The sequence below is a fragment of the Paenibacillus sp. strain BS8-2 genome (assembly GCF_054483835.1).
Window position 1 is genome coordinate 4,162,829 of the sequence record NZ_CM137010.1, and the last position, 12,964, is coordinate 4,175,792.

General features: G+C 46.2%; 15 protein-coding genes. All 15 read left to right on the plus strand.

Going from position 1 to position 12,964, the window contains the following annotated elements:
• The first annotated feature begins 8 nt into the window (after nt 1-8).
• Complete coding sequence (rpsU, locus tag ACX1C1_RS17690; RefSeq protein WP_005547957.1) at nt 9-182, plus strand: 30S ribosomal protein S21; 174 nt, start codon at nt 9-11, stop codon at nt 180-182.
• Nucleotides 183-197: 15 nt separating this feature from the next.
• Nucleotides 198-641, plus strand: a complete 444-nt coding sequence (locus ACX1C1_RS17695; protein WP_458953494.1) for a GatB/YqeY domain-containing protein — start codon at nt 198-200, stop codon at nt 639-641.
• A gap of 216 nt (nt 642-857) precedes the next feature.
• On the plus strand, nt 858-2,249 hold the full coding sequence (locus tag ACX1C1_RS17700; RefSeq protein WP_458953495.1) for a spore germination protein: 1,392 nt from the start codon (nt 858-860) through the stop codon (nt 2,247-2,249).
• A 24-nt stretch (nt 2,250-2,273) separates the two neighbouring features.
• On the plus strand, nt 2,274-3,380 hold the full coding sequence (locus ACX1C1_RS17705; protein WP_458953496.1) for a GerAB/ArcD/ProY family transporter: 1,107 nt from the start codon (nt 2,274-2,276) through the stop codon (nt 3,378-3,380).
• A 1-nt stretch (nt 3,381) separates the two neighbouring features.
• Nucleotides 3,382-4,509: a Ger(x)C family spore germination protein gene (locus ACX1C1_RS17710; RefSeq protein ID WP_458953497.1), complete on the plus strand. Its 1,128-nt coding sequence runs from the start codon at nt 3,382-3,384 to the stop codon at nt 4,507-4,509.
• Nucleotides 4,510-4,694: 185 nt separating this feature from the next.
• Nucleotides 4,695-4,973, plus strand: coding sequence for a sporulation protein YqfC (yqfC, locus tag ACX1C1_RS17715; RefSeq protein ID WP_458953498.1), 279 nt, complete (start codon nt 4,695-4,697; stop codon nt 4,971-4,973).
• 19 nt (nt 4,974-4,992) lie between these two features.
• Nucleotides 4,993-6,186 (plus strand): sporulation protein YqfD, encoded by a 1,194-nt coding sequence (gene yqfD / locus ACX1C1_RS17720; protein WP_458953499.1) that lies wholly within the window; start codon nt 4,993-4,995, stop codon nt 6,184-6,186.
• Between the two features lie 6 nt (nt 6,187-6,192).
• Nucleotides 6,193-7,164, plus strand: coding sequence for a PhoH family protein (locus tag ACX1C1_RS17725; protein WP_458957713.1), 972 nt, complete (start codon nt 6,193-6,195; stop codon nt 7,162-7,164).
• A gap of 98 nt (nt 7,165-7,262) precedes the next feature.
• Nucleotides 7,263-9,512 carry an HD family phosphohydrolase gene (locus ACX1C1_RS17730; protein ID WP_458953500.1) on the plus strand — a complete coding sequence of 750 codons (2,250 nt, stop codon included), beginning with the start codon at nt 7,263-7,265 and terminating at the stop codon, nt 9,510-9,512.
• Nucleotides 9,513-10,010 (plus strand): rRNA maturation RNase YbeY, encoded by a 498-nt coding sequence (ybeY, locus tag ACX1C1_RS17735; protein ID WP_458953501.1) that lies wholly within the window; start codon nt 9,513-9,515, stop codon nt 10,008-10,010.
• Complete coding sequence (locus tag ACX1C1_RS17740) at nt 10,011-10,370, plus strand: diacylglycerol kinase family protein (protein ID WP_458953502.1); 360 nt, start codon at nt 10,011-10,013, stop codon at nt 10,368-10,370. It begins immediately after the preceding gene.
• Nucleotides 10,371-10,395: 25 nt separating this feature from the next.
• Nucleotides 10,396-10,839 (plus strand): cytidine deaminase, encoded by a 444-nt coding sequence (cdd, locus tag ACX1C1_RS17745; RefSeq protein ID WP_458957714.1) that lies wholly within the window; start codon nt 10,396-10,398, stop codon nt 10,837-10,839.
• Nucleotides 10,836-11,759 carry a GTPase Era gene (gene era / locus ACX1C1_RS17750; protein ID WP_458953503.1) on the plus strand — a complete coding sequence of 308 codons (924 nt, stop codon included), beginning with the start codon at nt 10,836-10,838 and terminating at the stop codon, nt 11,757-11,759. The genes cdd and era overlap by 4 nt, the downstream gene beginning before the upstream one ends.
• A gap of 112 nt (nt 11,760-11,871) precedes the next feature.
• Nucleotides 11,872-12,024, plus strand: coding sequence for a YqzL family protein (locus ACX1C1_RS17755; RefSeq protein WP_458953504.1), 153 nt, complete (start codon nt 11,872-11,874; stop codon nt 12,022-12,024).
• A 55-nt stretch (nt 12,025-12,079) separates the two neighbouring features.
• Nucleotides 12,080-12,823, plus strand: a complete 744-nt coding sequence (gene recO / locus ACX1C1_RS17760; protein ID WP_458953505.1) for a DNA repair protein RecO — start codon at nt 12,080-12,082, stop codon at nt 12,821-12,823.
• Nucleotides 12,824-12,964: the final 141 nt, after the last annotated feature.

The following is a 12,964-nucleotide window of genomic DNA, read 5'->3' on the forward strand; positions in this document are numbered from 1 at the left end:
GAAAACTGGTGTCTGAAACTAAAGTTCGCAAAAACGAAACCATTGATGCTGCGCTTCGCCGCTTTAAACGTTCCATCGCTAAAGACGGTGTTTTGGCTGAGGTGAAAAAACGCAAGCATTACGAAAAACCAAGCGTTAAACGTAAGAAAAAGTCCGAGGCTGCTCGTAAGAGAAAGTTTTAGGAGGATCCTTCCATAATGAACCTGAGCGAAAGATTGACCGATGATATGAAACAAGCCATGAGAAGTCAGGACAAGTCTAAACTTTCGACGATTCGTATGATGCGAGCGTCACTGAAAAACTTGGAGATCGATCTGAAGAGATCGCTCGAAGACAACGAAGTGCTTGATATTCTAAGTCGCGAAATCAAAATACGTAAAGATTCCCTCCAAGAATTTAAAAAAGCCGGCCGCGACGATCTGGTAACAGGTCTTGCAGCAGAAATTGAAATTATTAGTCAATACCTTCCCGAGCAGCTGACTGAAGAAGAGATTCAAGAGATAGTAAGGCAGACCATCCAAGAACTCGGTGCTTCTTCCAAAGCCGATATGGGGAAAGTGATGAGCGCCCTGATGCCCAAAACAAAAGGACGCGCTGACGGTAAACTAGTAAATCAATATGTTCAACAATTGCTGCAATAGCATGCGGACTCACAAAACACCCCGAAAGGGGTGTTTTTTTGACGTTTAGGAAAGTATAAATTTTTGACTAAACTTTCTCTTTACGTTTCTTCTTATTGTGTCTTGAATGACGTTTAACGAGGCGGTGAAAGTCCGCTTATTACAGCATATGAAGAATAAAATTTGCCAACCGAGGAGATATTTTAACTAACCTAACAGAAAAGAGGAGCAGTGTGGATGAAGGTGCATGGAACAGCTTCAAAAAATGCCGATTGGCTGCGAGAGCAGCTCAAAAACAGCTCCGATTTGGTATTACGAAGATTACATATCGAGAACTATGAATATTTGGTGACTTATATAGAAGCACTTGCGGATACGGATAGCATTAACGAACATTTGCTTCGACCGATGCTGGACCGCCCAGAGCAACCTTTTGAATCGGTTATATCCATCATCGATATGGAAGCGTGCGATAATTTAGAAAAGGTTCTAGATGAGCTGCTTACTGGCAAATCCGCCGTTCAAAAAGACGGCGAACCTCGATTCCTTTTAATGGGAACCGAAATTAATAATGACAGGGCAGTCAATTTACCGACCAACGAGAAGGTGATCAGAGGGACTAAACAAGCTTTTATCGAAAGCTTCGAAACAAATGTATATATGATTCGGACATACGCGTCCAGCAAACATCTAATGGTTCAATATCACAATCTAGGCGGTATGTCCAAAACTAAAGTCGCGATCGCATATATGGATAACAAATGTGGACCTGAAATTGTCAAGGAGCTAACGTGCCGCATAGAGCAGTTTTCATCGAAGGATACAACAGTCACATTAGGATATGTAAAAGGAATTATTTTGGGTAAATCATATACATTCTTTCCGACGTTGTTAGAGACGGAACGCCCCGATCGGGCCAAAGCATATTTGATGGAGGGAAAGGCTGTCATTATTGTGGAAGGAATTGCCGACGTCTTAGTCGTCCCGATATCATTTTGGTCCTTTTTTCAATCGCCGGATGATTATAATGCCAATTGGTTTGTGGGAAGCCTCTTTCGTTCGGGCCGATTTTTATGTTTGCTGCTGACCTTGTTATTGCCCGCCATTTATATTGTGTTTACATCATTTATCCCCAATGTTCTTCCAATGCCAATCGCTTTGACCTTACAAAGTGCTCTGAAATTCATTTCGTTCACGCCAATTATCGAAATGTTGAGTATGATGATCGTGTTTGAGATCATTCGAGAGGGTGCTATACGGTTAGCTAGTCCGATTGCTCAAACGATCGGCATCGTAGGAGGAGTTGTGTTAGGTACGGCTATCGTACAATCGAATATAGTGTCCAATACTGCGATCATTACCATTGCGCTGGCGGGACTTGCTTCGTTTGCGATCCCGGTGTATGAGATGAGCTCTGCGATTCGAATCTATTCGTTTGTTATGGTCTTGAGCGCTCATTTGTTCGGGTTTGTAGGCATTGCGTTTGGATTTTTGCTTCTGTTAATTCATTTGAGCAGACTCCGCATATTGGGGGAACCTTATTTTACGGCCGTTTTTCCGTTTTTGGATCAGATGCGGGATACTCTGCTGCGCATGCCGGTTCGCAAGCCCGGGACCGGTAAAAAATGATTGTTTTGAAAGGAGAGGTTATCTTTGCAAACTACGCAAGCTGCCGTTTCGTCCAGACAATTGTTTGCCATCGTATTTATATTGCAAAACGGCTATCAGTGGTTTCGAAAGCCTTGGGCGAACGGGATTGAAAATCTGATCATTACCTTTATAGGTGCTTTGCTCGCACAGCTTTTTTTGTATATCCTGTGGCTGCTGCTCGTGAAAAATACAAGAATAACAAGTTTTTATGGATGGATATCGGCAAACTGCGGCAACATTTTTTCGAAAATGATATTTATAGCAATAGCGCTGTTTGCGGCTTACCCAGTTTGCATTGATACAAACTATATGCTGGATTTAATTAACATATGGGTTCTAACCTCAACACCCACTTCAGCGCTCGCATTATGTGCATTATCAATCTTCTGGTATGCAGCCGCTTCAAAACTTCAAGACATACTAAATGTGTTAATGATGTGTTTAATTCCCGCGTTTATCAGCTTCGGCTTTTTCTTATATTTTATATGTATGGATTGGGATATTAACGCCTTGCTTCCCATATGGGACCGATTTAATGAGCAGCGCTCATTTTTGGAAGGCGTATTTCGATCTTTTGCAGCGTTTTCCGCCTATTTGTTTTTATTTTACGTGTTGCCTCTAGTCGATAAATCACAAACGAAACAAAGCTTGATTATGGTAAGCGCTGCGAACTGGACAAGCTTTCTTTTTTATTGTTCGGTTTCTATTCTAACATCGCTTCAATACACTGCTAACCAGATGGAAATTGTTCCTAACCCGATTTTGTTTGCACTTAAGCAGCTTGAAACAGGCGCTTTTCAAAGTATCGATCTATTATTTGGAGTCATGTGGATTTTTGTCGGTTCCATACGCATCATTTTATTTTGGTACATGGCTTCCAAAGCGTTAGACGAAATGACCGGAAAACCCAAAAATAAACAAGCTTGGTGGGCGGGGCTCCTTGCTGTTCTTTGTTTTTGTGTGGTGATCTTTGTAAAAGATCATTTTGTAATTGTGGCATTGCTGGATGCAAGCATCTATTTGACTGTATTTGGACTCTTGACCGTCGCGGTTTTCATATGGTTAATGGAGTCTCGCAAACGTCTGGCAAATAGGAGGCGGGTGACGTAGCATGCGATGGTTTCGTAGTACGAGATGGCTCATATTCTTTGTGGTATGTGTCTTGTTGCTTACGGGATGCTGGGATCAAAAGCTGCTCAAAAACGTATTTATGGTTGATATTGTCGGCATCGATCAGAGAGGCAAAGATGATTATCATGTCGAAATAGTAGTGAGCGAGCTTAAGGATGCTTATCAAGGCGGAGGGAATGCCGAATCACATCGCTTCGAGGCTGACGCCAAGGATTTGTTTCAATCAATCGAGGACGCTGAGAGGAAAATGCGCTCGACGGTTAGCCTAGCTAATAATCGTTTGTATTTAATAAATAAGGAGTTTGCCAAAAATACGCCTGGCGATTATTTGGATTTTTTGGGAAAAGTACCGAATAGCCCACTGCTGGCACGAATTGCGATCGTTGAAGGCGGGAGCCATTCTATTCTGAAGCTAAACAAGATCATGAACGAAACAACACCGAGCTATCTGGTTAGCATGTTGAACCAGGCTGTATCTAGGGATAGAGCGGTGGCGGTGAAGTTATGGGAATTGATAATGAGTAGACAAAACCTAATGGAGGATCTGGTCGTACCCTTGCTGGCGATGAATGAAGATGAAGTTGAATTAACGGGATCAAGTCTGTTTAGCGAAGGCTCTTACAGCGGAGTCGATCTTAATGTTTCTCAGACGCAGGAGCTACTCCTCATGAAATACAACAGCACGGAACAGAATTTGAATGTAATCGTCAACAGTAAAAACATGAGAGTGAAAATAATACAGGCTACAATGGAGAAAAATCTTGTGGTTTCAGATGGCAAGTTAAAATCAATAAAATTGCCGGTTAAGGTCGAGGCTGAATTTTATGCATACGGAGTAACATTTAAACCGGTTACAAAGCAAGAGCTGCTCATCTATGAGCAAGAACTGTCAAAAGCGCTTACTGAAAATGCTGAAAAAACGATCAAAAAGCTCCAACAAGCCAAGTGCGATTATTTTGCGTTAGGCCAATATGTATATGCACATGAGCCTGACATATGGATGTCGATGAAATGGAAAGATGTCTATAAAGAGATAGAGATATTACCGGAGTTTAAGGTAAGGTTGACCAATTCAGGCACTTATGACTATAAGTCGACCAATGAATAAAAAAGCCCTATCAGGACGACAAGGTAGTTGCTTAGCCCGATTTTTCGGGCTATTTTTTTCGCCCATTTAGAGGTTGCCTCCGTAATCTGAGCCTCATATTTCCAGATGCGCATGCATAATTTGGTATAGTACGGAAATATCGAAATCCTTGATGCATCATGCACGCTGAGGAGGCAAAGACAGCAATGCGACAACTGAAACGGAAATTTCATAAGCTTACTGCTGAACTACTCGATATGCCTCAGGATGTCGTATATGACCTGCCAAGACTGACGATGATCGGAGATCGCCAACTATATATTGAGAATCATCGCGGCGTCGTTCATTTCTCCAGCGATAAGCTCAGACTTGCACTCAGCAAAGGTCAACTGGAGGTTACCGGCAGCGAGCTTGTTATACGGACGATATGGACAGAGGAAGTGTTTATTGAAGGCGTAATCGCGAATATACAATTGATACCATAAAACAGGGGAGGGTATGGCGATGAAGAGTCAGGGCGTCACATGGCTGAGAGGTGTCGTTGTAGTACATGCAAGGGGAGGAAGGCCGGAGGAGCTCGTCAATCAGGCGCTGGGAGGAGGGCTTTCCCTGTCCGCCATCCGTTGGACAAGCAATGACACTCTGCAATTTGAGTTATCTGTCGGCGACTTCTTTAAGATTCGTCCCTATTTGCGGAAGACAGGCTGTAGGATTCATGTTGTGAAACGAAACGGCCTGCCGTTCTGGATGGCGCGAGCCGAGAAAAGAATGTGGTTTGCTGGCGGACTAGCTTTGTTTTTTGCAATCATATTTTTGCTTTCGTCGCTTGTATGGAAGATCGAAGTAGAAGGGAATACACGAATCAGTAATGAACAAATATTGGAGGCGGCAAAGTCTGAAGGGTTGTTCACGCTGCAATGGTCGTTCCGACTCCAGAATACGGACGTGCTGTCGAAGAAGCTGGTGACGGCTTTGCCAGGCACGACGTGGGTGGGCGTGGAGAAGAAGGGGACCAAGGTTCGTATCCAAGTCGTCGAGATGTCCCTGCCCGAGCTTGCTTCGCTTAACAATCCGCGCCACCTCGTCGCTTCAGCAAATGCGGTAGTCACACAGATTGTCGCAGAGGCAGGTAAGCCGCTAGTACGCAAGAACACAAGGGTTCAAAAAGGCCAGACGTTGATCTCCGGCATAATCGGCAACGAAAATTATTCTAAGACTGTAGTAGCGAAAGGGACGGTTCGTGGACTCGTTTGGTATGAGTATGAGGTGGAAGCGCCGATGACGCAGCAAACTAAAGTGTATACAGGTGAGAAAAAAACGAAATGGTTTGCTGTTATTGGCAATCGGGCATTGCAACTTAGTGGATTCGGCGATAATCCGTTCGGGCAATCGGAGTCGGTAACGCGGGAGGAACGAGTATCCTGGCGCGACTGGACTTTGCCATTTGGCAGGATGAAAGAAACGATATTGGAATCCGAGATGCAGGAGCGGACATTGACTGAAGAAGAGGCAAAAGCCGTCGGAATCATGCAAGCCAGGGCGGAAGTCATGGAGAAGGCGGGAATGGATGCGCTTATTCAGGACGAAATTGTTTTGCATGAAAAGGCGGACAATGGTAAAGTTTATATGAAAGTTCTTTTTGAAGTAGAGCAATCCATCGCAGAAGAATTGCCATTAGTCCAGATGCAGGGAGACTGAGAATTGTTGCAAATTGAAAACAAAATCGCAAAAGTTCCATTAGGAAATGCCGCTGAAGGACTAGCCGTATTCGGACCACAGGACAAATATTTGCGCCTCATCATGGATCAAGTGGAAGCTGCAATCAGCTCTCGAGAGGCCGAAATCGTGATCTCAGGCCCCCCCAAGGAAGTAGATTCGCTTGAACAGATGTATACGGTGCTCCTTCAGCTTGTCCGAGGCGGGTATGCCCCCACGGAGAGGGATATGTCCTACGCGTTGGAGCTTGCCAGGACGATGCAAGCCGAAGAGTTGTTAGATCTATTCAAGAAAGAGATTGCATCAACCTTCCGCGGAAAAAAAATTATGGTAAAGACGATCGGGCAGCGCCACTATGTGAAGACGATTCGCAAACGTGATATTGTGTTCGGAATCGGCCCGGCAGGCACCGGCAAAACCTATTTGGCAGTTGTGCTTGCAGTAGCCGCGCTTAAAGAAGGCTCCGTCAAACGAATCGTATTAACGCGACCAGCCGTGGAAGCAGGAGAGAATCTAGGTTTCCTTCCAGGCGATTTGCAAGAAAAGGTAGATCCATACTTACGACCGTTATACGACGCGCTTCATGATGTGTTAGGTCCCGATCAAACGGCCAAGGCGCTTGAACGCGGCATGATCGAGATTGCGCCACTGGCTTATATGCGTGGACGTACGCTTGACGACTCGTTTATTATACTCGATGAAGCCCAGAATACGACGCCGGAGCAAATGAAGATGTTCCTGACGCGGCTTGGCTTCGGCTCCAAGATGGTGATCACGGGCGATGTGACCCAGATCGACTTGCCACGCGGCAAAACGTCGGGGCTAATCGAAGCTCAGCGAATTCTGAAGGGCATCGAGGAGATTGGTTTGATCTATTTCGCTGAACAGGATGTCGTTCGTCATTCTCTCGTACAGAAGATCATCGTCGCTTACAATCATGATGCGGACGGCAAGGTGTAACCTTCCGTTAAGAGGCTCACGATGAACGAATCTTGGCGGCACTCAGCGGTAATTACAAGTGTTTTTATGAATCACTTTCGGAAGGAAGGGTAGCGTACATGCGTCAGAATGGATCGGGTGTGCAGGGCGTCAAGCCAACGGCTAGAACGCAGCAAGGCTGGAGACAAAGTCCGGCAGTCAAATGGACGTTGATGGCTATGTTCGTGCTGCTCTTTTATTTCAGCTTAGCGCCGCATGTGATACCCGAAACGTACGATATTACGGAAGGCGTAGCCAGCGAGAAGGAAATTAAGGCACCGTTCCAGATTCGCGATGAGAAAGCGACTCGTCAAGCCGAGGAAGAAGCGGCAGCCACAATCGATCCAACCTATTCCATTGTTCCGCTGCGCAACGAAACGCTTGTGGAGCGTATCCTGTATCGGATCGAGCAGTTGAATCTTGATGATCAGGTCACAACGGAGAATAAGGTAGAAATATATCGATTAGAGATACCGGGACGTTATGCGGATCACATCGATTCTTTTATTAAGTTAAACAAGGGGAGCGGGCTGTACAGCGATTCCTTATTGCAAGAGATGGAGACGATTTCCAAGGAACAGCAATACACAATTCCAGAGGAAACGTTCTACAAGCTTCCGCAGCTCACATCCGAGCAGCTGACCGAAATGCGGACGGTCGCCAGAGATATTGTCCGCAAGCTGACCGTAGAGCAGCTTCGGGAAGCGGAGACAGCGCGTACACAAGTTGCTGAGCTGGTTAATGCCAGTGCATTATCGAACCGTGCCGAGCGCGAAATCGTACAAGAGTTGGCGAGATTCTCCATCATGCCGAACAAATTTCTTGATACGGATGCTACAGAAGAAGCGAAAACACTTGCCAAACAAAATACGGCTCCCGTTGTGTTCAAAGAAGGCGATGTCATTGTCAAACGCGGTCAAACGATAACGCCAGATCTGTACAAGCTTCTTTCCGATTCCAATTTGCTGCAAGACAAACGTTCATACTGGCCACAAGCGGGTCTGCTAATTCTGTCCATTATGTTCGTGATCTTGTTGTTTGCTTATTTGCATCAGTCGGGAGGACTTGGAGGGATACGGCCGAAGTATAGCAATACGCAATTGCTGATGCTGCTGTTGATCTTCTTGATTAACCTGATTACAATCCAGATCATAGCACTCATCCAGACGGATTCGGCGCCTTATGCGGGTTATCTTGCACCAGCAGCGTTAGGTGCCATGTTAATTACGCTCCTTCTCGATATGCATTTGGCCATTATCGCCTCATTTATATTTACGATAATGGGAAGTATGATCCTGAATCCGGCATCGAACAGTCTGTTTGACTTCAAATATGGATTTTTTATTATCGTGATTTCGCTTGCTGCCATCTTCTCTATTCACCGAGCGAGTCAGCGATCTGCCATACTGAAGGCTGGCATCATGGTCAGTTTATTCGGATCTTTGTCCGTAATGGCGTTATTAATGCTCACGGAGCAACTGGATCGAATGCCGTTTATCTATTCTGTATCCTTTGCATTCGCAAGCGGATTGTTGACTGCGGTCCTTGTCATAGGGCTTATGCCGTTCTTTGAGATTACGTTCGGCATCCTATCCGCGCTCAAGCTGGTAGAGCTGTCGAATCCTAATCACCCGCTGCTTCGCAAGCTGCTGACAGAAACGCCAGGCACATATCACCATAGCGTTATGGTGGGGAATTTGGCGGAGGCAGCAGCCGAAGTGATCGGAGCAGACGGCTTACTTTGCCGGGTTGGCTCGTATTATCATGACATCGGGAAAACCAAACGACCGAACTATTTTATCGAGAATCAGTCCAATATCGAGAATCCTCATGACACAATTGACCCTAAGCTCAGCAAATCGATTATCGTGGCTCATGCACGTGATGGTGTGGAGATGCTAAAGGGACATAATATACCGAAGCCTATTCGGGATATAGCAGAGCAGCATCACGGAACGACTTCACTTAAGTTTTTCTATCATAAAGCTGTGAAGCAGGCAGAGGAGCAAGGCATCGTACCGACATTTACGGAGGATGACTTCCGATATCCGGGACCCAAAGCACAGTCCAAGGAGGCTGCTGTCGTAGGTATCGCGGATTGTGTGGAAGCGGCGGTGCGCAGCTTGCGCAACCCGACTGTTGAACATGTCGAAGCGATGATCGCTAAGATCATCAAAAGTCGTCTCGATGATAACCAATACAATGAGTGCGATCTTACGCTCAAAGAGCTGGACAAAATTGCACAATCGCTCAAAGAAAGCATAATCGGCATTTTCCATTCGCGAATCGAATACCCGGACGATGCCAAGACAAAGGAGCGTATCGACTAAATGACTGTACAACTGGACTGGAACAATGAACAAACGAAGTTTGAAATACCGGAAGCTTGGATTGACAAGCTATCGGAACTACTTCAGCTGGCAGGCGCTGCTGAAGGAATCACGGATGGAGAAGTCGCCTTGACTTTTATCGATGATGAAGGCATTCATACGCTAAACCGTGATTATCGGGGAATTGATCGGCCTACGGATGTTTTATCGTTTGCCATGCAGGAAGACGGAACGGACGAGCTGGATATTATCTTCGAAGTGGACGACGAGAACGAAAAGGATCCATTATCCGGCATGCTTGGCGACATTATCATCTCGGTGGACCGTGCCAAGCTTCAAAGCGAAGAATACGGTCATTCTTTGGAGCGTGAAATCGGTTTTCTGTTCGTTCATGGTTTCTTGCATCTTATCGGATATGATCATCAGGATGATGCATCCGAGGCCGAAATGACGGCCAAACAAGAAACGATACTGCAACAAGCAGGTCTCACCAGATAAATGTCCAAGTTCATTAAGAATGTGGGATACGCACTGTCAGGAATAGGCTTCGCCATTCGTACGCAGCGGCATATGCAGATCCATGTCATTAGCGCCATAATCGTCATTGCATTAGGTTTGATTGCGGCGCTTGATGCTACACGTTGGTGTCTGCTCATCCTTGCAATCGGTATGGTGATCAGTGCCGAACTAATGAACACAGCACTCGAACAGGCCGTCGATCTGGCCAGTCCCGGACTGCATCCCTTGGCGAAGACTGCCAAGGATGTAGCGGCAGGGGCTGTGCTGGCGACGGCCGTTGCTGCCATTGCGATAGGTCTGCTGGTGCTCGGTCCACCGCTATGGAAGCTTGTAGCATAATGTGAAGTGAAAAGGTGATAGAATGATGGAATATAAAGGATTGGATCCCGATGACAGCAGCTTGCTTCAGGAAGCCTACCAAGCGATGCAACGAGCATATGTACCTTATTCCAACTTTCAGGTAGGGGCCGCGCTGGTAGATCGTCAAGGCGGCATCCATTATGGGTGCAATGTAGAAAATGCCGCATACGGTCCTACGAATTGCGCGGAGCGAACAGCGCTGTTCCGTGCGATAGCGGACGGCAAGGAAGCTGGGGAATTCAAAAAGATCGCCGTTATTGGAGATACGGACGGACCGATTGCCCCATGCGGCATCTGCCGTCAAGTTATGGTAGAATTATGCGCGCCGGATATGCCGGTCATAATGGGTAATTTGCGCGGACAATGGCGCATCATGACGGTAGCGGAGCTGTTGCCGGGGGCGTTTACACCCGCGGCGTTAAATAAGGAGGAGCAGGAACAAGCATGAATGAACAACAAGGAACTGGACGGAGCAGCAAAGGATTTAAATCGGGGTTTGTCGCGATTATCGGCAGACCAAACGTAGGCAAGTCGACATTAATGAATCATCTGATTGGACAGAAAATCGCGATTATGTCGGATAAACCACAGACAACGCGTAACAAAATACATGGCGTCTACACGACGGACGATTATCAAATCGTATTCCTCGATACGCCGGGCATCCATAAGCCTCAATCACGTTTAGGAAACTATATGAATCAGTCGGCTGAAGGTGCGCTGAAGGAAGTGGAAGCGGCGTTATTTTTGGTAGATGTATCCGAGGGACTTGGAGGCGGAGATCGATTTATCATCGAACAGCTTAAGAAGGTAAAGACGCCTGTCTTTCTTGTTATGAACAAAATTGACAAGATCGAGCCCGAAGCTCTGCTACCGATGATCACTCAATACAACGAGCTTCATGAGTTTGCAGAAATTGTGCCGATTTCAGCTTTGAAAGGCAATAATATTACGACATTGCTAGATCAAATTAAACGTTATTTGCCTGAGGGACCTCAATATTATCCGGCAGATCAAATTACGGATCATCCTGAGCAATTCGTATGCGCCGAGCTGGTAAGGGAGAAAATTCTTCACATGACCCGAGAAGAAATTCCCCATTCCATTGCCGTAACGATCGAAGATATGCGTGTGCAAGACAATGGCGTCGTATATATAGGCGCTGTCATCTTCGTGGAGAGGGATTCGCAGAAAGGCATTATTATCGGTAAACGCGGCGAGCTGCTTAAGGAAGTTGGCAAGCAGGCGCGCCGGGACATTGAAGCGCTGCTAGGGTCACGTATTTTCCTTGAGCTTTGGGTCAAGGTGAAGAAGGATTGGCGAAACCAAGAGCGCGTACTGAAGGATTTGGGATACCGGAACGATTAATATCGGTCGAATTGGCAATTGTCGTTTTTTGCTAAGGATATACAGACTCTGATTATCACATCCTATAACCGTGTCTGGAACTGCATTTCCGAGGCGGAAAGGATGAATACGAATGCGAGATTTTTCGTGGAAGTATTTTGCATTGACCGGTGATGTCGAGTCCTTCATGCTATACAGGGAAGTAGATCAATACGGTGTCACCGATGCTGCTGTCGAATCCCTTGGACAAGATGAGGAAGCTGCAAGGAAGGACGTTCAAGATTAAGCGACATAGCGGTATTATCGGATAATAGGCTTATGGTTCGCGGAGGAGAAGCCGGATGCTGCATCGCGTCGAAGGAATTGTAATCCGAAGTATGGATTATGGGGAAAGTAACAAAATTATCACGCTCTTAACGAATACAAACGGTAAAGTAGGCGTGATCGTTCGGGGAGCGAAAAAAGTCAAAAGCAGGCACTCTTCGCTTGCGCAGCCATTTACGCACGGAGAGTTCCAGTACTTCCGGAGCAGCGGTCTCGGCACGCTTAATCATGGTGAGATCATTGCATCTCACCATGATTTGCGTATGCAGCTGGACCTTTCGGCTTATGCTTCCTATGCAGCAGAACTTACTGATCGTGCATTGCAGGAGGATGAAGTGGGCAGCTTTCTATTCGAGCAGCTCAAGTCCTGTTATGCCGCTCTACAAGAAGGCAAAGATCCGCCAATCGTGATTCATCTCTATGAGATGCGAATATTGGATATGGCTGGATATGCTCCGCAATTAGATGAGTGCCTTCATTGTGCGAATCGGGTTGGTCCCTTCAAGCTATCGCCGGGGGCTGGAGGTGTGTTATGCAGCAGATGCGAGAGCAGAGATCCGTATGGAATGATGTTGAGCGAAGGCGTACATAAGTTGATGCGGTTGTTCAAAGGCATGGATATGAGAAGACTGGGATCAATTGCGGTCAAAGAGGAAACAAAGGCTGGTTTGAAAAAAAGCATGAGGGCACTCATGGACGCACAGCTTGGTCTTCATTTGAAATCGCGATCATTTCTTGATCAGCTAGACAAATTGGTTTGACAATCGCTCTTATAAAGCATAAAATGATGGAATATGAATATCGGATGTTGATGGAGAAAGTAACCATAATGATCTACTTTAGCGAGCCGGGGACAGTGAGAGCCTGGTGGGATGATCATGGCGAAAGGCACTTCGGAGTCC

Bases quoted from the DNA above. Each gene is read 5' to 3' on its own strand.
- ACX1C1_RS17755 (WP_458953504.1), top strand. From the start codon at position 11,872: ATGCGAGATTTTTCGTGGAAGTATTTTGCATTGACCGGTGATGTCGAG.
- yqfC (WP_458953498.1), top strand. From the start codon at position 4,695: ATGCGACAACTGAAACGGAAATTTCATAAGCTTACTGCTGAACTACTC.
- ACX1C1_RS17710 (WP_458953497.1), top strand. From the start codon at position 3,382: ATGCGATGGTTTCGTAGTACGAGATGGCTCATATTCTTTGTGGTATGT.
- recO (WP_458953505.1), top strand. From the start codon at position 12,080: ATGCTGCATCGCGTCGAAGGAATTGTAATCCGAAGTATGGATTATGGG.
- yqfD (WP_458953499.1), top strand. From the start codon at position 4,993: ATGAAGAGTCAGGGCGTCACATGGCTGAGAGGTGTCGTTGTAGTACAT.
- ybeY (WP_458953501.1), top strand. From the start codon at position 9,513: ATGACTGTACAACTGGACTGGAACAATGAACAAACGAAGTTTGAAATA.
- ACX1C1_RS17695 (WP_458953494.1), top strand. From the start codon at position 198: ATGAACCTGAGCGAAAGATTGACCGATGATATGAAACAAGCCATGAGA.
- ACX1C1_RS17740 (WP_458953502.1), top strand. From the start codon at position 10,011: ATGTCCAAGTTCATTAAGAATGTGGGATACGCACTGTCAGGAATAGGC.
- cdd (WP_458957714.1), top strand. From the start codon at position 10,396: ATGGAATATAAAGGATTGGATCCCGATGACAGCAGCTTGCTTCAGGAA.
- ACX1C1_RS17730 (WP_458953500.1), top strand. From the start codon at position 7,263: ATGCGTCAGAATGGATCGGGTGTGCAGGGCGTCAAGCCAACGGCTAGA.
- era (WP_458953503.1), top strand. From the start codon at position 10,836: ATGAATGAACAACAAGGAACTGGACGGAGCAGCAAAGGATTTAAATCG.
- ACX1C1_RS17700 (WP_458953495.1), top strand. From the start codon at position 858: ATGAAGGTGCATGGAACAGCTTCAAAAAATGCCGATTGGCTGCGAGAG.